The 22,127-nt window shown below is 67.3% G+C and carries 17 protein-coding genes and 2 tRNA genes; 7 read left to right on the forward strand and 12 right to left on the reverse strand.

From position 1 onward, the window contains the following. Window positions 1-9: 9 nt before the first annotated feature. The 3 genes from FZ938_RS06640 to msrA form a co-directional block, all read right to left on the reverse strand. A complete protein-coding gene (locus FZ938_RS06640) occupies window positions 10-1,947 on the reverse strand; it encodes a DNA translocase FtsK (protein ID WP_149197822.1) in 1,938 nt (645 codons plus the stop codon). Continuing rightward, a complete protein-coding gene (locus tag FZ938_RS06645) occupies window positions 1,944-2,477 on the reverse strand; it encodes a PAS domain-containing protein (RefSeq protein WP_149197823.1) in 534 nt (177 codons plus the stop codon). The genes FZ938_RS06640 and FZ938_RS06645 overlap by 4 nt, the downstream gene beginning before the upstream one ends. A 182-nt stretch (window positions 2,478-2,659) precedes the next feature. Next, a complete protein-coding gene (gene msrA, locus FZ938_RS06650) occupies window positions 2,660-3,301 on the reverse strand; it encodes a peptide-methionine (S)-S-oxide reductase MsrA (protein ID WP_149197824.1) in 642 nt (213 codons plus the stop codon). A gap of 184 nt (window positions 3,302-3,485) precedes the next feature. Here msrA and FZ938_RS06655 point away from each other — a divergent pair, with 184 nt between their 5' ends. Further along, window positions 3,486-3,947 (forward strand): hypothetical protein, encoded by a 462-nt coding sequence (locus FZ938_RS06655; RefSeq protein WP_149197825.1) that lies wholly within the window; start codon window positions 3,486-3,488, stop codon window positions 3,945-3,947. A 6-nt stretch (window positions 3,948-3,953) separates the two neighbouring features. Here FZ938_RS06655 and FZ938_RS06660 read toward each other — a convergent pair whose 3' ends face one another. From FZ938_RS06660 to FZ938_RS06685, 6 genes are all read right to left on the reverse strand, one after another. Then, window positions 3,954-4,790 (reverse strand): TrmH family RNA methyltransferase, encoded by an 837-nt coding sequence (locus FZ938_RS06660; protein ID WP_149197826.1) that lies wholly within the window; start codon window positions 4,788-4,790, stop codon window positions 3,954-3,956. 33 nt (window positions 4,791-4,823) lie between these two features. Next, the gene (locus FZ938_RS06665; RefSeq protein ID WP_085090362.1) at window positions 4,824-5,402 is read right to left on the reverse strand and encodes a YqaA family protein; all 579 of its coding nucleotides are present in this window, start codon (window positions 5,400-5,402) and stop codon (window positions 4,824-4,826) included. A 120-nt stretch (window positions 5,403-5,522) separates the two neighbouring features. Continuing rightward, window positions 5,523-5,906: a winged helix-turn-helix domain-containing protein gene (locus FZ938_RS06670; protein WP_149197827.1), complete on the reverse strand. Its 384-nt coding sequence runs from the start codon at window positions 5,904-5,906 to the stop codon at window positions 5,523-5,525. Window positions 5,907-6,042: 136 nt separating this feature from the next. Then, on the reverse strand, window positions 6,043-7,038 hold the full coding sequence (locus tag FZ938_RS06675) for a glucokinase (protein WP_149197828.1): 996 nt from the start codon (window positions 7,036-7,038) through the stop codon (window positions 6,043-6,045). A 62-nt stretch (window positions 7,039-7,100) separates the two neighbouring features. Beyond that, window positions 7,101-8,510, reverse strand: a complete 1,410-nt coding sequence (gene otsA, locus FZ938_RS06680) for an alpha,alpha-trehalose-phosphate synthase (UDP-forming) (RefSeq protein ID WP_149197829.1) — start codon at window positions 8,508-8,510, stop codon at window positions 7,101-7,103. A 583-nt stretch (window positions 8,511-9,093) separates the two neighbouring features. Then, on the reverse strand, window positions 9,094-10,050 hold the full coding sequence (locus FZ938_RS06685; protein ID WP_149197830.1) for an N-formylglutamate amidohydrolase: 957 nt from the start codon (window positions 10,048-10,050) through the stop codon (window positions 9,094-9,096). 194 nt (window positions 10,051-10,244) lie between these two features. Here FZ938_RS06685 and FZ938_RS06690 point away from each other — a divergent pair. Both FZ938_RS06690 and FZ938_RS06695 read left to right on the forward strand, forming a co-directional pair. Then, window positions 10,245-10,319, forward strand: a tRNA-Val gene (locus FZ938_RS06690). Window positions 10,320-10,502: 183 nt separating this feature from the next. Next, complete coding sequence (locus tag FZ938_RS06695) at window positions 10,503-11,354, forward strand: transporter substrate-binding domain-containing protein (RefSeq protein WP_149197831.1); 852 nt, start codon at window positions 10,503-10,505, stop codon at window positions 11,352-11,354. Between the two features lie 175 nt (window positions 11,355-11,529). Here the strand turns inward: FZ938_RS06695 and FZ938_RS06700 are convergent. Further along, window positions 11,530-11,605 (reverse strand) — tRNA-Ala (locus FZ938_RS06700). Window positions 11,606-11,770: 165 nt separating this feature from the next. Further along, window positions 11,771-12,160, reverse strand: a complete 390-nt coding sequence (locus tag FZ938_RS06705) for a TIGR02300 family protein (protein ID WP_149197832.1) — start codon at window positions 12,158-12,160, stop codon at window positions 11,771-11,773. 397 nt (window positions 12,161-12,557) lie between these two features. Between FZ938_RS06705 and aroA the strand changes: the two genes are divergently transcribed. The 3 genes from aroA (at window position 12,558) to rpsA (ending at window position 16,516) form a co-directional block, all read left to right on the forward strand. Then, window positions 12,558-13,916, forward strand: coding sequence for a 3-phosphoshikimate 1-carboxyvinyltransferase (gene aroA, locus FZ938_RS06710; RefSeq protein ID WP_149197833.1), 1,359 nt, complete (start codon window positions 12,558-12,560; stop codon window positions 13,914-13,916). Between the two features lie 4 nt (window positions 13,917-13,920). Beyond that, window positions 13,921-14,619, forward strand: a complete 699-nt coding sequence (gene cmk, locus FZ938_RS06715) for a (d)CMP kinase (RefSeq protein ID WP_149197834.1) — start codon at window positions 13,921-13,923, stop codon at window positions 14,617-14,619. Window positions 14,620-14,809: 190 nt separating this feature from the next. Continuing rightward, complete coding sequence (gene rpsA / locus FZ938_RS06720) at window positions 14,810-16,516, forward strand: 30S ribosomal protein S1 (RefSeq protein ID WP_042694362.1); 1,707 nt, start codon at window positions 14,810-14,812, stop codon at window positions 16,514-16,516. A 393-nt stretch (window positions 16,517-16,909) separates the two neighbouring features. Here rpsA and FZ938_RS06725 read toward each other — a convergent pair whose 3' ends face one another. Beyond that, entirely contained in the window at window positions 16,910-17,362 is a 453-nt protein-coding gene (locus FZ938_RS06725) for a PRC-barrel domain-containing protein (RefSeq protein WP_149197835.1), read from the reverse strand. 760 nt (window positions 17,363-18,122) lie between these two features. Here FZ938_RS06725 and FZ938_RS06730 point away from each other — a divergent pair. Continuing rightward, complete coding sequence (locus FZ938_RS06730) at window positions 18,123-21,875, forward strand: vitamin B12-dependent ribonucleotide reductase (RefSeq protein ID WP_149197836.1); 3,753 nt, start codon at window positions 18,123-18,125, stop codon at window positions 21,873-21,875. The last annotated feature ends 252 nt before the right edge of the window (window positions 21,876-22,127 follow it).

Below are 22,127 nucleotides of genomic sequence, written 5' to 3' on the forward strand. Positions count from 1 at the left end.
GAGAGAGGATCAAACCCCCGCGCGCTTGGCGGACAGGCCGGCGTGGGACAGCAGGACTTCGCGCTTGCCCTGGTGGTTGGCCGGGCCGACCACGCGCTCGGTCTCCATCCGCTCGACCAGACGGGCGGCGCGGTTGTAGCCGATCTGCAGCTGGCGCTGGATGAAGCTGACCGACACCTTGCCCTCGCGCACCACCAGATTGACGGCCTGCATGTAGAGGTCGTCGCCGGTCGCGGCCGAACCGCCCTCCTCGTCCTCCACCGCGGCGGTTTCCTCCTCCTCCTCGGTGATGGCGGTGACGTAGTTGGGTGCGCCCTGGGCCTTGACGTATTGCACGATCTCCTCGACCTCCGAATCGGAGACGAAGGGGCCGTGGACGCGGGTGATGCGGCCGCCGCCCTGCATGTACAGCATGTCACCCTGGCCCAGCAGCTGTTCCGCCCCGGCTTCGCCCAGGATGGTGCGGCTGTCGATCTTGCTGGTGACCTGGAAGCTGATGCGGGTCGGGAAATTGGCCTTGATGGTGCCGGTGATGACGTCGACCGACGGGCGCTGCGTCGCCATGATCAGGTGGATGCCGGCGGCGCGCGCCATCTGGGCCAGACGCTGGATCGCCGCTTCGATCTCCTTGCCGGCGACCAGCATCAGGTCGGCCATCTCGTCGACGATGACCACGATGTAGGGCAGCGGCGTCGGCTCCGACGGCGTCAGGTCGAAGACATTCTCCGGCTCGCCCGGCGCCGGGGTGCGGCGCGGCATCTTCTCGCCGGCGGCGATCATCTCCGTCATGCGGGCGTTGTAGCCCTCGATGTTGCGCACGCCGAGCTTGGACATCGCCTCGTATCGGCTTTCCATCTCGCGTACGGCCCAGCGCAGGGCGACCACCGCCTTCTTGGGATCGGTGACGACGGGGGTCAGCAGGTGCGGGATGCCGTCATAGACCGACAGCTCCAGCATCTTGGGATCGACCATGATGAAGCGGCAGCGCTCCGGCGGCAGCCGGTAGAGCAGCGACAGGATCATGGTGTTGATCGCCACCGACTTGCCCGATCCGGTGGTGCCGGCGACCAGCAGGTGCGGCATGCGGGCGAGGTCGGCCACCACCGGCTCGCCGCTGATGTCCTTGCCCAGCGCGATGGCGAGCTGCGCCGTGGTGTTGCGGAAGGCGTCGTGGTCGAAGCTCTCGCGCAGGTAGACCATCTCGCGCACCGGGTTCGGCAGCTCGACGCCGATGACGCTGCGGCCGGGGACGATGGCGATGCGGGCGGTGACCACGCTCATCGAACGGGCGATGTCGTCGGTCAGGTTGATGACGGTGGCCGACTTGGTGCCGGGGGCCGGCTCGAACTCGTACAGCGTCACCACCGGGCCGGGACGCACGTCCATGATCTCGCCGCGGACGCGGAAGTTCTTCAGGACGGTTTCCAGCATCCGCGCGTTGCGGGCCAACACCGATTCGTCATGCTGCTGGACCGGGCGCGGCGGCGGGTTCTGCAGCAGCGAGACGGCGGGCAGCGAATAGACGGCAGGATACTCCACCGGCTCCGCCGGAGCGGCGGGCGCGGCCGGGGCGCAGGGTGCCACCGCCGCCGGCATGGGGGCTGAAACGGAGGTCGCGGCAGCCGGGGCGGCCTCGCACGGGGCGGTGGCGGGCGCTTCGGCCTCCGCCGGGTCGCGCGCCTCATAGGCCCATTCGACGCCCGACAGGAAGGCGAAGCCGGCGACCACCGCCAGCGCCTCGTCCGACAGGTTGGTGGAATAGACGGTGCCGGCGCGCGGCGTGCCGGGCAGAACCTCCACATCCCACATCACGCGGCCATCGGGGCGCGGGTTGGGGACGAGGTTGAAGGGGCGGCCGTTCAGCGCGCACCACAGATTGAACTCGTCGGCGGTCACCACGCCCGCCTGGGTGGGCGGGGCGGCGAGATGCGGCATACGCGGGGTCATGCCGAGGCTCCCGGCTTCTGAACGGTGAGGGGGACTGGACCGGAGGAGGAGCCGCCCGGCAGGGGTCGGCGCGCAGCCAGTTCGCGCGGCGTCATCTCGTAGGCGGCGACCAGCAGCTTGTCGATGCTGACCCCGTCGCTGGACATCGGCAGAACCAGCCGCTCGAAGCTGCGGGTGCGTCCGCCGAAGACGGCGGTGTGGACACGGGCGACGGGCAGCCGTTCGCGGCGCACCGTCTCGTATTCCGGCTGCAGCAATGCCCGCTGTTCCGGCGGCAGATCGTCCAGCGTGGCGCCCAGGCGCGACTGGCCGAAGGCGGCGGCCAGCGCCTTGCCGTAATAGGAATAGACGAAGGTACCGGATTCCTCTCCGATCACCTCGAACACGGCGATGTTGTCCTTCCACGGCCGCAAATCGGCCGGGGCGATGCTGCTGGGGACCGGCGGACGGCCGGCGACGGATTTGGTGAGCCAGAATTCGAGCAGGCCGCTGAGATACGGCGTCGCCAGCTCGGTTCTTTCCTTGGTCATGACAATCGCAGCTGGACGGGCGGCGCTCCCGCGGGGTAACGCCGCCGGAGCTTTCAAGAGCCGCCCGAACCATACCCGCAAGGGCCGGTGCGGCGCAACCGCAAGGGCTAAGCCCGGCAGGGACGCCGCACCCCCGCTTTTTACCGGCCGGCGTTTACCTGCGCTTCATCAGGCCTCGCCAATCACGCCGCACAGGTGACGCCGGTCCCGCCCAGCCCGCAATAGCCGTTGGGATTCTTGGCGAGATACTGCTGGTGATAGCCTTCGGCGAAGTAGAAGGGCGGGGCCTCGCGGATCTCGGTAGTGATCGGGCCGTAGCCGGCCTGGGCCAGCCGTTCTTGGTACGCCGCCAGCGTCGACTCCGCCGCCGCCTTCTGGGCAGGGCTGTGGGTGTAGACGGCCGAGCGGTACTGGGTGCCGACATCGTTGCCCTGACGCATGCCCTGGGTCGGGTCGTGCGATTCCCAGAAGACGCGCAGCAGATCCTCGACCTTCACCATCGACGGGTCGAAGACGACGCGCACCGCCTCGGTGTGGCCGGTGCGGCCGGAGCAGACCTCCTCATAGGTCGGATTCGGGGTGTGGCCGCCCTGATAGCCGACGGCGGTCACCCAGACGCCGGGAAGCTGCCAGAATTTGCGCTCCGCCCCCCAGAAGCAGCCGAGTCCGAGGTCGATGACCTCCAGCCCCGGCGGGTAGGGGCCGGTCAGGCGATGGCCGTTGACGTGATGCTGTTCGGGAACGGGAACGGGTTGGCTGCGGCCGGGCAGCGCCTCCTCCGGCGTCGGCAGCGTCGCCGGCTTGCGCAGAAAATGCCCCAGCATGGTCGGGTCTCCCATTAGTGACGATCCGGTGGATCGATGACGATCCGTTGGAGTGACCACTTATGTCGGGTGGAGTCCGGGCCGCGGCAAGGTGGCGCAGGGGAAGGGTGTGCCAGTGAACCTTCGGGCGGTTCCAGGCGTTTGACCTGTATCTCGCAAGGACCTTGAAGAAGGAAAAGCCATCATGGCCAGCACCGCCGACGACCGCCTCATCCAATCGCTGATCGACCGTGGCCGCCGCAACGGCAACCGCCTGAGCGCCGAAGCGCTGGGTGAACTCCTGCCCGTCGATACCATGACCCCGGAGGAAACCGCCGCGGTGATCGAGCGGGTGGAGGCTGCCGGAGTCGAGGTCGAACTGGACGATTCCCGCCTGATGCGGGGCCGCCCCAATCCGGCATTGGCACGCCGGCACGGCGACTATCACCGCGGCGACGGGGTCGTCGATATGGCGAACCCGGCGGCTCCGGCGGTATCGGCTCCGGGTGCTGTGCCGTCGCGCCATGGCTGGGCCAACGACATCGCGGACGGCCATGCCGGCGGCCATCACGGCAATGCGCCGACCTGGAAGCGTGACGGCGTGGAACTGCTGCCGCTGGCCTCGATGGCCGTGGTTGCGGTGGTGTTGATCGCGGCGCTCGGTTAAGCCGGCTTACCCGGCGGCCAGCGCGTGGATGAGGATGGCGGCGGTGGCGGCGACGTTCAGCGACTGGACGCGTCCGCTGCCGGGGATGGTCAGCACCGCCTCGCAGGCCGCCAGGGTGGCCGGCGGGATGCCGTCCTCCTCGTTGCCCAAGACGACCGCCGGGGGCTTTGCTCCCTGCTTGCCGCGCCAGCCGGTCAATGCGCCGGCATCGACCGTCGGCCGGGTCTGGTCCAGCGCCGTTCCGAACACCCGGTGGCTGGCGCGCAGCCGCTTCAGCACGGCCGGCAGGGCGGGCGCGCGTTCAAGCGTCACCCACTCGAACCCGCCCTCCGCCACGCGATAGGCCGCCTCCGACGGCAGGGCCTGGCCGGGATGGTCGGAAACCAGCACGCGGGGCAGGCCGAAGAAGGCGGCGGTACGCAGGATGGCCCCCAGATTGTGCGGATTGCCGACCCCATCCAGGATCAGCAGCGGCTCCGCCGCCCGGCGCGCGGCCTCCGTGTCGAACAGTGGCAGCGTCCGCGGCGCCATCAGCGCCACCACCCCGCCATGCAGCACGGTGCCGGCGACCTTCGCCAGTTCGTCGCCCTCCACCATGCGGTAGGGCTTGCGGGCCGCCGCCATCGCCTTGCAGAAGGCACCCACCGCCGGTTTCAGCCGCTCGTCGAAGAACAGGCGCTCCACCCGCTCCGGCTCATGGGCGAAGAGAGCGGAGACAGCCGACAGCCCGGCGACGCGGAACAGCTTGCGCGATTCGGTGGGCTCCGGGGCTGACGGAGGGACGGGGGCGGCGGTCCGGGTACGGGCGCGGCTGGGTTGGGGCGGGCGCCCGCGCGGAGGCATGGAGGTCCTGTCTGTCTGGAAAGAAGTGGCGGCTTACAGCAGCTTCACCACCAGGAAGCCGCCGATCAGCGCCACCGCGAACACGCTGGTGACTAGGGTCAGGCGCTTTTCGATGAAGGCGCGGATCGGCGGGCCGAAGAAATACAGCAGAGCCGCCACCAGATAGAAGCGGATCGACCGCGAGATGATCGAGGCGCCGATGAACACCCACAGCGGCAGATGCGCGACGCCGGCGGTGATGGTCAGCAGCTTGTAGGGGATGGGCGTCATGCCCTTGATGATGAGGATCTCGGCCCCATACTCGACGAAGGTGTGGCGCAGCTGCTCGAACTTGTCGGTCAGGTGATAGAACTCGATCACCCAGCGGCCGATCGTCTCGTACAGGAAATAGCCGATCATGTAGCCGGCGATGCCGCCGACGACGGAGGCCAGCGTGCAGATCGTCGCCAGCTTCCACGCCGCCTTGCGGTTGGCGATGACCATCGGCACCAGCAGCAGGTCCGGCGGCAGCGGGAAGAAGGAGCTTTCGGCGAAGGACACCCCGGCCAGCCAGGCCGTCGAATCCTTCGACGCGGCCTTGGCCATCGTCCAGTCGTAAAGACGCTTCAGCATGAATGGGCCGTCCTTCGTCGCTGCCGTTGCGGTGCACGAGGCATCTTTTAGGCGCGACGGTCGCGGTGCGCCAGTGCCCAATTCGACCGCCCCCGGACAGGGTGAAGCCCTCCGGAGGCGTTAGCCCGTTCCGGCCGGACCCGTGCCGGGCTTTTCTTCAGGAGCTTCCTCCTTCAGCACCTCGTCCAGCCAGCGCAGGTGCGGCTCGGCGGCCTTGCGCGCCTCTTCCTGGGTCCGGCGGTAGCGGGCTACCACCTCCTGGCCCAGCGGGGTCAGGCCGGCGCCGCCGCCTTCACGCCCGCCGACGCTGGTGCGGATCACCGGTTCGCGGAAGGCGGTGTTCATCGTCTCCACCAGGAACCAGGCGCGGCGGAAGGTCATGTCCAGCGCGCGCGCGGCGGCGGAGATCGAGCCTGTGCGGTCGATGGCCTCCAGCAGGGCGATCTTGCCGGGGCCGATGGCGCCCGACGGGTGCAGGAAGCGGACACGAAGATCGGCGGGCATGGTGTTCCGTTACGAATCCGAAAGGGATGGGAACAACCATGTGGGGTCCGCCCCACCGGTTCAAGCGGCAAGTGGGGCGAAAGGGGGCGGCGCCGATTGGGGGTGCGATCCGCCGCACCCCCGGCATAGATCGCACTTACTCCGCCCCGGCGGCCTCGGCGAGCCCCAGGAAGGCGGGCAGATCGTGGGTGATGACATAGGTGGGGATCGGGGCCAGGAAGTCGCGCATGCGGCCCTTTTCCGTGAAGCGCTTGCGGAAGCGGGAGTGGGTGAACAGCGTCCCCAGCTTCGGCACGATGCCGCCGGCGATATAGATGCCGCCGCGCGCGCCCAGCGTCAGGGCGAGGTTGCCGGCGACGGTGCCCAGCATGGCGCAGAACATCTCCACCGCCTCCACGCAATGGGGCTCGCTGCCGGTCATGGCGTTGTCGGCCACCTGGGCGGGGGTGAGGGCGGCCGGTTCCCGCCCATCCAGGATCGACAGCGCGCCATAGAGGTTGACGAGGCCCGGCCCGGACAGCACCCGCTCGGCCGAGACATGGTCGAAGCTCTTGCGCAACTGGCCCAGCACGGCGCTCTCCCGGTCGCTGATCGGCGCCATGCTGACATGGCCGCCTTCGCCCGAGAGCGCAGTCCAGCGGCCGTTGGCGCCCGGCACCAGACCGGACACGCCCAGCCCGCTGCCCGGCCCCAATACCCCGACGACGGCCCCCGGCTGCGGCGCGCCGTCACCGATCTGGCGCCGGTCCTCGTCACCCAGACGCGGCACCGACAGGGCGACGGCGGTGAAGTCGTTGATGACGGCCAGCCCGTCCAGCCCCAGGGCGTCGCGCACCCGGTTGACGGAGAACTGCCAGACCAGATTGGTCATGGCGATGTGATCGCCGGTGACCGGCCCGGCCACCGCGAAGGCGCCGCGCCGCGGCCGGCCGGGGGTGCCGACCGCCGCAAGTCCGACCGCCGACAGATAGGCGGTGGCCGCATCCTCGATCGAGGAGTAATCGGCGCAGCGGAGCACGCGGGTGTCGCGCACGATACGGCCGTCGATCAGGCCGAAGCGGGCATTGGTGCCGCCGATGTCGGCAACCAGAATGGGGGCGAGACTGGGGGCGGAGGAGAGGTCGGCGGCCATGGATCCGGGTCTGCGATGTTGGTGGGCCGAGCGGACGCTCGATTGATGGACCGAGCGGATGCTCAGGTGACCGGAAAGTCATACGGTGCCCGGGTCAGTGCGTCTACATAGCTTTCGCGCCACCAGCTGATGTCGTGCCGCCGCAAGGTCTGCATCAGGGCGGCATGGCGTTCCTTGCGCTCGCCCAGCGGCATGGTCAGCGCCCGCTGCAGCGCGTCGCCTACGCCCTCGATGTCGAAGGGGTTGACGATCAGCGCCTCGCCCATCTCGTGGGCGGCGCCGGCGAACTGCGACAGCACCAGCACGCCCGGATCGTCGGCGTCCTGGCAGGCGACATATTCCTTGGCGACGAGGTTCATGCCGTCGCGCAGCGGCGTCACCAGCCCGACGTTGGCCAGCCGGTAGAATCCCGCCAGCACGCGCTGGCCGAAGCTGCGGTTCAGGTAGCGGATCGGCTGCCAGTCGAACTCGGCGAAACGGCCGTTGATGCGGCCGGCCATCTCCGACAGCTCGCGGCGGATGGCGATGTATTCCGGCACATCCTCGCGCGAGGGCGGGGCGACCTGCAGGAAGGAGACGCGGTTGCAATGCTCCGGATAGCTTTCCAGAAGCTGTTCGAAGGCGGCGAATCGCTGGGGCAGGCCCTTGGAATAGTCGAGCCGGTCGACGCCGATGATCAGGCGGCGGCCGACCAGGCTCTCGCGCAACCGTTCGGCCTGGCGGGAGCGGCCGGCGGTGCGGGCCAGGCTTTCCAGCGCCGGGGTGTCGATGCTGATGGGAAAGACCTTCGCCAGCAGGGTGCGGCCGAAGGCGCGGATCATCGCCGTCCCATAGGCGCCGCGCTGTTCCACCGTGCCGTCGGTCTCGGTGCGGATGTAGTCGCAGAAGCCGCGCAGGTCGGTGATGGTGTGGAAGCCGACCAGATCATAGGCGCACAGTTCGCGGATCAGGTCGCGGTGGTTGGGCAGGGCGGTCAGCAGTTCCGGCGGCGGGAAGGGCGTGTGCAGGAAGAAGCCCATGCGCTGCGAACAGCCGCGCCGGCGCAGTTCGTCGCCGAAGGGGATCAGGTGATAGTCGTGGACCCAGATCATGTCGTCGGTGCGCAGCAGCGGCTCCAGCTTGTCGGCGAAATAGGCGTTGACCCGCTCGTATCCTTCGCGCGTGCGCCGGTTCACCGAGATCAGGCCCAGCCGGTAATGGAACAGCGGCCATAAGGTCTGGTTGGCGAAGCCGTTGTAATATTCCTCGTGGTCGCGGCGGCCCAGATCCAGCGTGGCATAGGTCAGCTTGCCGGCTTCCGTCCGGGTCGGTTCCACCTGGGACTCGCCATCGACGACCTTTCCGCTCCACCCGAACCAGATGCCGCCGGTCTTCTTCAAGGCCGCCAGGATGGCGACGGCGAGACCGCCGGCCGCCTGTTTGCCCTCTTCCATCAGGGCCACCCGGTTGGATACGACGACGAGCCTGCTCACGATGTTCTTCTCCTTATTGGCCGCCGGCAGGGGGGTCCGCAGTCCGCGAAGTCCGGCTGTCCTTGCGGACACCCTATGCGGGACCACTACGAAACGACCGTGGGCGGGCTTGGTTCCGAGCGCCGGCCGTCAAGCTCAAGACGCTGGTCCGAAGGTCCGGTACTCCCTGTCCTTTGGGTCAGATCACTCCACGAAAGGTCATGGTGCAGCGCAACATGAACTGCCTAGGCGCTATCCGGTTCGCGATACCTCCAACTCCGGTTAACGCAATGTAATGAATAAGAAATTCTTTTTGGGCTTGAAGCCGGGCGCCGCCGCGTTCATATTGTGCAGTGCGGCAACGGTCGCGCCTCGGCGTGGACATTGGCGTAACGCACTTCTTGGGCGTTTCCTCCCTAGACTGAGGCCGCGGGTTCGCCCGCGGCCCTTTTTTTATGGGAAAAGTGCCCGGATCCGACGCGCCAGCGCGCCGGCCCGGAAGGGGACGGGGGGCGGTGCCAAGCCGAAGCTTGGCCCTGACGTGATAAGGCGGAACTGTGGCAGGGACGGGGCAATGGTCCTTTGCGGGCGCCTCATCCGCGGATCAGCGCGGACCCAGCCTGTGCGGCGGAAGCAGGCCCAGCGTGTCGACCAATTCGGTCATGTGGCGGGCGAGAACGTCCAGGTAGGGTAGGGGTGTCAGTGCCGCCTCGTCCATGTAGAGGTCGCGGGCGATTTCGATCTGAAGCGTGTGGATGCCCTGGCGCGGCCGGCCGTAATGGCGGGTGGTGTAGCCGCCGGCATAGGGATTGTTGCGGCTGACGGCATAGCCCAGCCCGCACAGATACTCCTCCGCAGCGTCGATCACCGCCGGGGCGCAGGCGTTGCCGAAACAGTCGCCCAGCACGATGTCGGGATGGCTGCCGCCGCGGCCGCCGCCTCGTCCGTTGCCCCGCCGTCCATCGGTGGTGGCGCTGGCGGAAGGCATGGAATGGCAGTCGATCAGCAGCGCGTGGCCGAAGGCGTCGCGGGTTGCGTCCACCAGCTGGCGCAAGGCGTTGTGATAGGGGGTGTAGCAGCGGCTGACCCGATCCAGCGCCTCGGCGAAGCGCAGCTTGCCTTTGTAGATGTCCTCGCCGTTGGCGACCACGCGGGCGATGGTGCCCAGCCCCGCCGCCACCCGGGGCGAGCGGGTGTTGACATAGGCCGGCAGCGGATCGGTGAACATCTCCGGATCCAACTCGTAGGCCTCGCGGTTGACGTCCAGATAGGCGCGCGGGAACAGGGCGCGGATCAGCGGCACGCCCAAGCCGGGGGCGAAGGCGAAAATCTCGTCGACGAAGCAGTCCTCCGACTTGCGCAACGCGCGGGCATCCAGGCGGGATGAGGCGAGAAACGCGGCGGAATAGGCGTTCCCGCTGTGCGGCGACGCCAGCACGAGCGGCAGCCTCTGGCTCTGCGGGGCCAGGATTTCGAAGGCCGGGGCGTTTGGCGGCGAAGCGACGGCGGCCGGATCGGGACCGGCGCCGGCGTCGCGCTGCGCGTCGAAGGAGGCATCCATGGTCGAATGATGTAATGGACGCCAGCCGCCGTGTCACGGGACCTCTGTCACGGGATTGGCCACCGCTCTATCACCGGCGGATAAAAAAAGCGGGTGGGGCGATGAAAGGGCTTGCGTGTCGGCAAGGAGGTCGGTATACACCCGCCCACGCCGGACGGAACGACGCCAGACGCTCCGCCACCGGCCGCTAAAGTGGGCGGTTAGCTCAGCGGGAGAGCACTACGTTGACATCGTAGGGGTCACTGGTTCAATCCCAGTACCGCCCACCATTCTGAAGGCCGCGAACCGGAACGGGTTCGCGGCCTTCTCCATTTTGGCGCTTCCGCACCCCCACGGACGCCGCATATCTGCACTCCGCCCGCTCGGTTTGCTTCCCCCGCCAAGCCCCCTCGCCAGATCCTTCCCTGCGCCGTACCATCCGGTTCGCAAACAAAGCATTGGGAGGATCCTTCATGCCTGTCCGTACCCTGCGCCGTCGCGGCCGGAGCCTTGCCGCCGCCGTCGGCGCGGTTCTGGTCTGTGTCGTCGCCGCCCTGTCGCCCACCGGAGCCGCGGCGCAGACGGCTCCCGCCGCACAGGTCGCCGGCACGGCCACCGAGGCGTCCCGCCTGGATTCCGTGCTGTCGGCGGGCACGCTGCGTGTCGGAACGACCGGCGATTACAAGCCCTTCACCTACCTGAATCCGCAGACCCAGAAGTTCGAGGGCATGGACATCGACCTCGCCGAAGCCATGGGCAAGGCGCTGGGCGTCAAGGTTGAGTTCGTGAAGACGACGTGGGGCAACCTGCTGCCCGACCTGCTGGCCGACAAGTACGACATCGCCGTCGGTGGTGTTTCCGTGACGCTGGAGCGGCAGAAGAAGGCACTGTTCTCCGATGCGCTGATGCGCGACGGCAAGACGCCGATCACCCGCTGCGAGAACAAGGACCGCTTCCAGACCGTCGCCGACATCGACAAGCCCGGCGTCCGCCTGATCGTCAACCCCGGCGGCACCAACGAGAAATTCGCCCGCGCCAACATCCACACTGCCCAGATCGAGGTGCATCCGGACAACGTCACCATCTTCGACCAGATCGTCGCCGGCAAGGCCGACCTGATGATCACCGATGCGGTGGAGACCCGGCTTCAGCAGAAGCTGCATCCGGAACTGTGCGCCGTCCATCCGGACAAGCCCTTCGACTTCTCGGAAAAGGCCTTCCTGCTGCCGCGCGACATCGTGCTGAAGCTGTGGATCGACCAGTGGCTGCGCCGCGCCGTCGCCACCGGCGAGTATCAGGCGGTGTTCGATCGCTGGCTGAAGTAGCCGGCCGGAACCATGCGGATGCCGCCGCTCCGTTTGCCTGCGCGGCGGCATCGCATGTGTCCGTCAATATGTCCGGACCGAACCGGCAAGTATGGGCAAAGCCGGCGGTTCGACCGGGAGCACGGTGCAAAAGCATCAAGGGCCCGGCGATTGCTCGCCGAGCCCTTGATCAATTTGGTGGAGCCAAGGAGGATCGAACTCCTGACCTCTACAATGCCATTGTAGCGCTCTCCCAGCTGAGCTATGGCCCCTTTTAACTCTGGGGGCCGGTCGTTTCCGTCCGGCCTTGGTGGAGCGGGATAATAGTCAGGCGGTGGAGTGATGCAAGCGGAAAATTCGCCCCGCCGCGCTTTTTTTCACCACCCCGCCGGACTTCCCGCACTCACCGGAAAAGCAGTATCCGGGAAGGGCGCCGGTCAGCGCTCCTCCTCGTCCTCGCCTTCGACATCGACGACTTCATCCATGTCGTCCTCGCCCAGTTCGGACGTGTCCTCGATAAGGACGTCGTCCTCATCCTCGGTGGCGTCGTCGGCTTCCTCGATGTCGTCGACGGACATGTCGTCCTCGACGTCCTCCAGCTCCGCGGTCTCGGTCTCAGCCTCGACCTCTTCCTCGTCCTCCGCCACGGCCACCACCTTCTTGGTGTCGTCGACCGGGGCCGGACGGGCCTTGCGGGACTTCAGCAGAGCCTCGGGATCGAACTGCGCGCCACAGCTCGGGCAGACCGGCGGGTCCTTGCGCATGTCATAGTAACGAGCGCCACAGCTCGGGCAGATGCGCTTGACGCCCCATTCGGGTTTGGCCACGCCACGTCCTCCGTCACAAAAATCAGGGGGTTCTCAAGAGGCGCCCTTTGCCATGCCCGGCGGCGCTTGTCAAAAAAAAGATGAAGCGGCCGGGTTCCCGCCGCATCGCAGCAACAGCGGGAAAGAGGTATCCCGCCCGGGCAGGGATTGCCTTTACAGGCTGTTAACCATAACTCGCTAGAACGGACCTGCACAGTGTGCAACTCCTCCATTTGGTTTCCTCCTTGAACTCGGGGCCGCCTTCGGGTGGCCTCTTTTCATTGGTGCCCGGCCGTATTTGCCAGGTCTGCCCGAGGGAGGTGTGGGCGATTGCCCCGGCCCTCTCGCATCGGGGCGGGGGCTGTGATAGGAACGGCGGCCATATCCGCTTCCCGTTCCGATCCGAAGGACCCGTCCCATGACGCACGCAAGGCCGCTGCGCTCCACCACCACCGGCGCGATCCGGGGCAGCATCCGTGTGCCCGGCGACAAATCGATCTCGCACCGGTCGCTGATGCTGGGCGCCGTCGCGGTGGGCGAGACGGTGATCCACGGCCTGCTGGAGGGGGAGGATGTCCTGCACACCGCGGCCGCCATGCGCCTGCTGGGCGCCGAGGCGGAGCGGGAAGACAATGCCCAGGGGGACGGCGTCTGGCGCGTGCGCGGCGTCGGGCTGGGAGCATTGCAGGAGCCGGCGCAGGTTCTGGACATGGGCAACAGCGGCACCGCCGCCCGCCTGCTGATGGGGCTGGTTGCCGGCCATCCGATCACCTGCGTCTTCACCGGCGACGCCTCGCTGAACAAGCGGCCGATGGCCCGCGTCACCAAGCCGCTGGAGGAGATGGGCGCCCGCTTCGTCGGCCGCTCCGGCGGGCGGCTGCCGCTGACCGTGGTCGGCAGCGGCGAGCTGGTCCCGATCACCTACCGCCTGCCGGTGGCCTCCGCCCAGGTCAAGTCGGCGATCCTGCTGGCCGGCCTCAACACCGCCGGGGCCACCACGGTGATCGAGGCGGAGCCGACGCGCGACCACACCGAACTGATGCTGCGCCATTTCGGCGCAACCGTGACGACCGAGCGGCTGGAGGACGGTGCGCTGGCCGTCACCGTCATCGGTCAGCCGGAGCTGACCGGCCGAACCATCCATGTGCCGGCCGATCCCAGCAGCGCCGCCTTCCCGGCGGTCGCCGCCCTGCTGCGGCCGGGCTCGGAGCTGCTGCTGAATGATGTCGGCATGAATCCGCGCCGCACCGGCCTCTACGACACGCTGGTGGAGATGGGCGCCGATATCGCCTTCGAGAACCGCCGCGACCAGGCGGGCGAGCCGGTGGCCGACCTGCGGGTGAAGCACAGTGCCCTGAAGGGCGTGGTGGTGCCGGCCGACCGCGCCCCCAGCATGATCGACGAATACCCGGTCCTGGCCGCCGCCGCCGCCTGTGCGGAAGGCACCACGGTGATGCTGGGCCTGAAGGAACTGCGGGTGAAGGAGAGCGACCGTCTCGCCATGGTGGCGGAAGGCCTGACCCGCTGCGGCGTGTCGGTCGAGGTCGGCGCCGACGACAGCCTGACGGTGCACGGCACCGGGGGAACCGGCAAGGGGCCGAAGGGCGGCGCCACCGTCGCCACCGCCATGGACCACCGCATCGCCATGAGCTTCCTGGTGTTGGGCATGGCGTCGGAAGAGCCGATTTCGGTCGACGACGGCGCCTTCATCGACACCAGCTTCCCCGACTTCGTCGGGTTGATGAACCGGCTCGGTGCGAAGATCGGTGAGGCGTGAGGCGATGACGCAGCCGCTTTCCAATCAGGAGACCCCGGCCAGGGCGGTCGTCGTCGCCATCGACGGTCCGGCCGCCAGCGGCAAGGGTACCCTGTCGCAGCGCATCGCCGACGCCTTCGGCTTCGCCCATCTCGACACCGGTGTGCTGTACCGCGCGGTCGGCGTGTCGGTCCTGCGGGCCGGCGGCGATCCGGCCGACAATGCCGCGGCGGCGCGCGCGGCTTATGAGTTGCACCCCGAGCACCCGATCCTGCAGGAGGTGGCGCTGCGCACCGACGAGGCGGCGCAGGCGGCCAGCAAGGTGGCGGCGGTGCCGGAGGTGCGGGCCGCGCTGCTCGACTTCCAGCGGCGCTTCGCCACCCACCCGCCGGGCGGCGCGCCGGGGGCGGTTCTGGACGGGCGCGACATCGGAACGGTGGTCTGCCCCGATGCCCAGGCCAAACTGTTCATTACCGCTTCGGTGGAGGTCCGGGCCGAACGGCGACTCAAGGAGTTGCAGAGACGGGGGATTCCGGCTATATCCTCCGATGTCCTGGAGGACATGAAGGCTCGTGATGCGCGCGACAGCCAGAGAGCGGTGGCCCCGCTCCGTCCGGCTGCCGACGCTTTTGTGCTTGATACGTCCGCTCTCGATGCCGATCAGGTGTTCTCGATGGCGGTCGCCCACATCGGTTCGAAAACCGGTCTGAAGCCCAAGGCGTAACGCCTCTGCTTCCGGCCTCCGTTGACGGGCCGCCGGTGGCGGCGCGAACGGGTCCGACTCCCTCCACGGAAAACCATCAACCAAGTCGCCGGGCGTGGTGCCCGGCGCGGCGGTTCGGTCGAGGTTCCACCCGTTTTGCCGCGGGAGGGACCGGAACGGGGCCGCTTTCGCGCCACCTTTAGGAGTTTCAATGGCACAGTCACTGGCCCGCACGGTCGAAAAGGAAAGCTTTGCGTCTCTGCTCGAAGAGTCGCTGGGCGCGGCCGAGTCGCTCGAAGGTACGGTCGTCAAGGGACGCGTCGTCGCCGTCGAGAACGACATGGTCACCATCGACGTCGGTCTGAAGTCGGAAGGCCGCGTCGCGCTGAAGGAATTCGCCGTTGCCGGCCAGCCGCCCGAGCTGAAGGCGGGCGACACCGTCGAGGTCTACCTCGAGCGGATGGAAGACAAGAACGGCGAAGCGATGCTGAGCCGTGAGAAGGCGAAGCGCGAAGAGGCCTGGGCCCTGCTGGAGAAGTCGTTCAACGACCAGACCCGCGTCACCGGCGTCATCTTCGGCCGCGTCAAGGGCGGCTTCACGGTCGACCTGTCGGGCGCCGTGGCCTTCCTGCCGGGCAGCCAGGTCGACATCCGTCCGGTCCGCGACATCTCCCCGCTGCTGGGCACCCCGCAGCCGTTCCAGATCCTGAAGATGGACCGCTCGCGCGGCAACATCGTCGTGTCGCGCCGCGCCGTGCTCGAAGAGAGCCGCGCCGAGGCCCGTTCGGAGCTGGTGGCCAACCTCAAGGAAGGCCAGATCCTCCAGGGCGTCGTCAAGAACATCACCGACTACGGTGCGTTCGTCGACCTGGGCGGCGTCGATGGCCTGCTGCACGTCACCGACATCGCGTGGCGCCGCATCAACCATCCGTCGGAAGCCCTGCAGATCGGCCAGACCGTCACGGTCCAGGTCATCCGCTTCAACCCGGAAACCCAGCGCATCAGCCTGGGCATGAAGCAGCTCGAAGCCGACCCGTGGGAAGGCGTCGAGGCCAAGTATCCGGTCGGCGCGAAGTTCAAGGGCCGCGTCACCAACATCACCGACTACGGCGCCTTCGTGGAGCTGGAGCCGGGGATCGAGGGCTTGGTCCACGTGTCGGAAATGTCCTGGACCAAGAAGAACGTCCATCCGGGCAAGATCGTGTCGACTTCGCAGGAAGTCGAGGTCATGGTCCTGGACGTCGATCCGCAGAAGCGCCGCATCAGCCTCGGCCTGAAGCAGTGCCTGGACAACCCGTGGGAGACCTTCACCGACAAGTTCGGTCCTGGCACCGAGCTGGAAGGCGAAGTCAAGAACATCACCGAGTTCGGTCTGTTCGTCGGCCTGCCGGGCGATATCGACGGCATGGTCCACATGTCCGATCTCGACTGGAACAAGTCGGGTGAAGAGGCGATCGCCGAGTACAAGAAGGGCGACCGCGTCAAGGTCAAGGTTCTCGACGTCGACGTCGAGAAGGAGCGCATCAGCCTCGGCATCAAGCAGCTGGCCAGCGATCCGTTCGAGTCGGCCACCGCCGGCCTGAAGAAGAACGAGGTCGTGACCTGCACCGTGACGCAGGTGACGGACGGCGGCATCGAAGTGACCGTCGGCGAGGGCTACACCGGCTTCATCCGCAAGTCGGACCTGTCCCGCGACCGTTCCGAACAGCGCCCGGACCGTTTCGCCGTCGGCGAGAAGGTCGACGCCAAGGTCACCCAGATCGACCGCGCTTCCCGCCGCATCTCGCTGTCCATCAAGGCCCGCGAGATGGAGGAAGAGAAGCAGGCGATGGCCGAGTTCGGTTCGTCCGACTCGGGCGCCTCGCTGGGCGACATCCTGGGCGCCGCTCTGAAGCGCAAGCAGCAGAACGACGAGTGACCGTCTGAGGCCATCCTCCCCTGCGGTGACGTGGGGGAGAGGGCCTAGCGATCTCCCGGAAGGGTAAGAGAAAGGCCGCGTCCCGCTTGGGGCGCGGCCTTTTTCGTTGTGGGCTGATGATGAACGGCAGGGTGCCGCGGTGTCGGGCAAGATCGACACGGATTTCACGGATTTGAGCACGGATTTCACGGATGTGGCGTTGCCAAGCCGTCGCCGGCCAGGCAGCGGTATCGTCCATGAACCAGGATCGGACTCGCATCACGGTCGCTGGTCGGCGAGGGACACGTTTCCCAAGCCAAAGAAAAATCCGTGTAATCCGTGTCTAAATCCATGACATCCGTGTAAAACTTGTATCCAGAAGTGCGATCTCCCGAACCGCCAAGCACCCGTCGCTTACCGCTGCGGCTCCGGGCTGCGGGTCAGGGACGTGATGCTGTCGTTGTAGCGGAATTCCGGCATGTCGCGGACGCTGGCGGCGGTCACCTCGCGCAGCCGGATCGCTTCGTTGCCGGTACGCAGGTCGGCCAGGGTCAGGTCGGCCGCGATGTCCTTGCCGCCGAAGCCCAGAATGCCGCCGGAGTGGATGACGATGTATTGGGCCTCGCCCTTGTCGTCGAGGATCACGTCGGTCACCGTACCGATCTTCGACCCGTCGGCGCCGACGACGTTGCGGTTCATCAACTGGTCGACGCTGGGACCGGTCTTGCGCTCCACCGTCGCGCCGACGGCCGGAGTCGAACCGTTGATGATGACTGTCTGGGCCGTGGCCCCAGGCGGAGTCGCCAGGCCGACCAGCAGTGTCAGCGCGGGCAACGTGAACCACATCTTGTGGGTGATCTTCAACATGGGCGCCTCTCCTCCCCCGGGATCACGCGGGATCCACCTTGGCTCCATGCGCCTCAACCGGGGACGCATGAATTAGTTGCGGGATGGCCGTCCCTACCCCTCTTCCGTGCCGAAACCTGGGTGAGCCGGCGGCGACTCGGGAGCGGGGATGGTGGGCCTTTTCGAGTCGCCCCTGGGATTCCGCCGGCTTGGTCCGAGTCGCCCCGCGGCGAATCGGTGGTGGGTACAACGGCATATTAGCAACAACATGTTGATTTTTACTGTAAGGAAGCTCTGGCGGTCGGGCGCGTTTTGCGCTCTAATCGGGGGTGCTCCGGTCATCTTCAGCGCCGGCGGCCATTGAGTGCCCACAGTTGGTGCCTTCCGGCCGCGATGCGGCCCAGCCGCCGCCTCCCCCAAAAAATTTGCTTGGCGGGCGGGAACAGGATCCCCGGTAACGGGTTGAACACCACAAGATCAAGGTTTTGAGGGGTTCGGTCATGTCAACCACAATATCTAGCAGAGTGGGGCTTGCTTGGCCCCGTCGCGCTGGCTAGGATGCAGTCCACGTGACCCGGCCGGCCTCAAGCGGCGGCCCCGGTCCCGGCAGCACAGCGGCGACGGCGGACAGTCGGGCAAGAGGCCCCTGTTTGTACGGCGCCATCTGCGTTGACGGGCCGGACGGCGGACAGAACCGCCGGCCGCTTCGGATCGGTACAGGTCGCACCACATTTCCATTCGAGCGCGCCGCGGCGTGCTCCAAGCAGGGGACAGTCTCATCATGCGGATCGAGCGTCGTTTCACGCACGAAGGTCAGGACGCCTACGCCAGCCTCGGCTTCCGCCCGGCGACCAGCGAGATCCGCAACCCGGATGGAACGATCGTCTTCCAGCAGACCGGCATCGAGGTGCCGGACAACTTCTCGCAGGTCGCCAGCGACATCCTGGCGCAGAAGTATTTCCGCAAGGCCGGCGTTCCCGCCGCGCTCCGCGCCGTGGAGGAGAACACCGTTCCGTCCTGGCTGTGGCGCAAGGAAGCGGACCAGGAGAAGCTGGCCACCCTGCCGAAGGAGAAGCGCTTCGTCGGCGAGCATTCGGCCAAGCAGGTCTTCGACCGTCTGGCCGGCACCTGGACCTATTGGGGTTGGAAGGGCGGCTATTTCGACACCGAAGCCGACGCCCGCACCTTCTTCGACGAGATGCGCTTCATGCTGGCCGCCCAGATGGCGGCCCCGAACAGCCCGCAGTGGTTCAACACCGGCTTGCACTGGGCCTACGGCATCGACGGCCCGAGCCAGGGCCACTTCTACGTTGATTTCAAGACCGGCCTGCTGACCTCGTCCGCCTCGGCCTACGAGCATCCGCAGCCGCATGCCTGCTTCATCCAGTCCGTCGCCGACGACCTCGTCAACGAGGGCGGCATCATGGACCTGTGGGTGCGTGAGGCCCGCCTGTTCAAGTACGGCTCCGGCACCGGTTCCAACTTCTCCAAGCTGCGCGGCGAGGGCGAGAAGCTGGCCGGCGGCGGCAAGTCGTCGGGCCTGATGAGCTTCCTGAAGATCGGCGACCGCGCGGCCGGCGCCATCAAGTCGGGCGGCACCACGCGCCGTGCGGCCAAGATGGTCACGGTGGACATGGACCACCCGGACATCGAAGGCTACATCGACTGGAAGGTGAACGAGGAGCAGAAGGTCGCGGCGCTCGTCACCGGCTCCAAGATCTGCCAGAAGCACCTGACGGCGGTGATGGCCGCCGCCCAGTCGGGCCTGGACCCGAAGGAGAACAAGGAGCTGAAGAAGGCGATCCTCGCCGCCCGCAAGGATCAGGTGTCGGAGAACTACATCCAGCGCGTGATCCAGTTCGCCGGCCAGGGCTTCACCTCCATCGAGTTCAAGACCTACAACACCGACTGGGATTCGGAAGCCTACCTGACGGTCTCCGGCCAGAACTCCAACAACTCCGTGCGCATCTCCAACGAGTTCGTGCAGGCGGTGCTGGACGACGCCGACTGGAACCTGATCGGCCGCACCAACGGCAAGGTGGTGAAGACCGTCCGCGCCCGCGACCTGTGGGACAAGGTCGGCTACGCCGCCTGGGCCTGCGCCGATCCGGGCGTGCAGTTCGACAGCACCATCAACGAGTGGCACACCTGCCCGGCCTCGGGGCGCATCAACGCCTCGAACCCGTGCTCGGAGTACATGTTCCTCGACGACACCGCCTGCAATCTGGCGTCGCTGAACCTGATGTCGTTCCGTCTGAAGGACGGTTCCTTCGACGTCGAGGCGTTCGAGCATGCCTGCCGGCTGTGGACCATCGTGCTGGAAATCTCCGTGCTGATGGCGCAGTTCCCGTCGAAGGAAATCGCCCAGCTCTCCTACGAGTTCCGCACCCTGGGTCTGGGCTTCGCCAACCTCGGCGGCCTGCTGATGGCGTCCGGCCTGTCCTACGACTCGGATGAAGGCCGTGCCTATTGCGCCGGCATCTCCGCCGTCATGACCGGCGTCGCCTATGCCACCTCGGCCGAGATGGCGCAGGAGTTGGGGCCGTTCCCGGGCTTCGAGGCCAACCGCGACCACATGCTGCGGGTCATCCGCAACCATCGCCGCGCCGCCAACGGCGAGATGAACGGCTATGAGGGTCTGGCGGTCGAGCCGGTGCCCTTCGTCGCCGACCTCTGCCCGGACCAGGAACTGGCTCTGGCCGCCGTCCGCGTGTGGGACGAGGCGCTGGAACTGGGCGAGGCCCACGGCTACCGCAACGCCCAGGCCACGGTGGTCGCCCCGACCGGCACCATCGGTCTGGTGATGGATTGCGACACCACCGGCATCGAGCCCGACTTCGCCCTGGTGAAGTTCAAGAAGCTGGCCGGCGGCGGCTATTTCAAGATCGTCAACCGACTGGTGCCGGAGGCGTTGAAGACGCTCGGCTACACCCCGGAGCAGATCGAAGAGATCGCGCTCTACGCCGTGGGCCACGGCACCCTGAAGAGCGCGCCGGGCGTGAACCACGAGTCGCTGAAGGCCAAGGGCTTCACCGACGAACTGCTGGAGCGGCTGGAGGGCAACCTCGCCACCGCCTTCGACATCAAGTTCGTCTTCAACCGTTGGACCATCGGCGCCGATTTCTGCACCCAGACGCTGGGCATCCCGGCCGAGACGCTGGACGCTCCGGGCTTCGACCTGCTGAGCTACATCGGCTTCACCAAGGCGCAGATCGAGGCGGCCAACACCTTCTGCTGCGGCGCCATGACACTGGAAGGCGCCCCCTTCCTGAAGGACGAGCATCTGTCGGTGTTCGACTGCGCCAACCCCTGCGGCCGCATCGGCAAGCGCTTCCTGTCCTGGGAATCGCACATCACGATGATGGCGGCGGCGCAGCCCTTCATCTCCGGTGCCATCTCCAAGACCATCAACATGCCGAACACGGCGACGGTCGACGAGTGCAAGGACGCCTACCTGATGTCCTGGCGCCTGGGCCTGAAGGCGAACGCGCTGTACCGCGACGGCTCCAAGCTGAGCCAGCCGCTGCAGGCCGCCTTGCTCGACGACGAGGAGGATGGCGAGGCGGTCGAGGCGGTGATCGAGGCGCCGGCCGCCGCCCGTGCCCAGATGATCACCGAGCGCATCGTCGAGAAGGTGATCGAGCGGGTGGTGGAGCGGAAGAGCAGCTCGCGCGAGCGTCTGCCGCACCGCCGCAAGGGCTACACGCAGAAGGCCAATGTCGGCGGCCACAAGGTGTACCTGCGCACCGGCGAGTATGAAGACGGTCGCCTGGGCGAGATCTTCATCGACATGCACAAGGAAGGCGCCGCCTTCCGGTCGCTGATGAACAACTTCGCCATCGCGGTGTCGATCGGCCTGCAGTATGGCGTGCCGCTCGAGGAGTTCGTGGAGGCCTTCACCTTCACGCGCTTCGAGCCGTCGGGCATGGTGACCGGCAACGACACCATCAAGATGGCGACCTCGGTCATCGACTACATCTTCCGCGAGATCGCCATTTCCTACCTGAACCGCACCGATCTGGCGCACGCCACGCCGGAGGATCTGGTGCCCTTCACCGTGGGCAGCGGCGACAAGCAGGGCGACCTGCCGGACACCCAGGTGCAGCCGTCCGACATCGTCCGCCGCATCGCGTCGACCGGCTATGTCCGCAACAACCTGCGCGTCCTGCATGGTGGCCAGACGGGCGGCCAGACCCAGCGGGCCAGCGCCGCGGCGGCCTTCGCCGCCACCGGCACCGACACGGCTGCCGTGAGCGTCACCGCGTCGGCCGGCACCCAGGCTTCCGTCCAGGCTGCCATGGCGGCCAGCCCGGCGGTCGCCGCCGCCACCTCCCAGGGCCATGTCGCTGCCACCGCGGCCACCGGCACGGCCTATGGCGGCAGCACCAGCGACCAGCGCTTCGACCGCATCCGCGAGGCCCGCGCCCGCGGGTACGAGGGCGATCCCTGCGGCGAGTGCGGCAACATGACCCTGGTCCGCAACGGCACTTGCCTGAAGTGCGACAGCTGCGGGTCGACCACCGGCTGCAGCTGATCCTCCACAGAGCGCTCCCCTGGGAGGCTCACCGGACGATGAACGATGAAAGGGAGGGAGCGGGAAGCCGCTTCCTCCCTTTTGCTTGTGTACGAACAAAATCGCCGCGCGCTGTTTGGAACCATTCTTGTGTGGATGCAACAGGATGGCCGGATCATGAGGGGCCTTGACCGCGCCGCGTGTGTTCATGTTAGCTGACTCCCCCGGGGCGCCGGAGCGGCGTTCCCGAAGCATGTCCGGAGGGATCAGGGG

The sequence above is a fragment of the Azospirillum oryzae genome (genome assembly GCF_008364795.1).
GTDB classification, from domain to species: Bacteria; Pseudomonadota; Alphaproteobacteria; order Azospirillales; family Azospirillaceae; genus Azospirillum; species Azospirillum oryzae.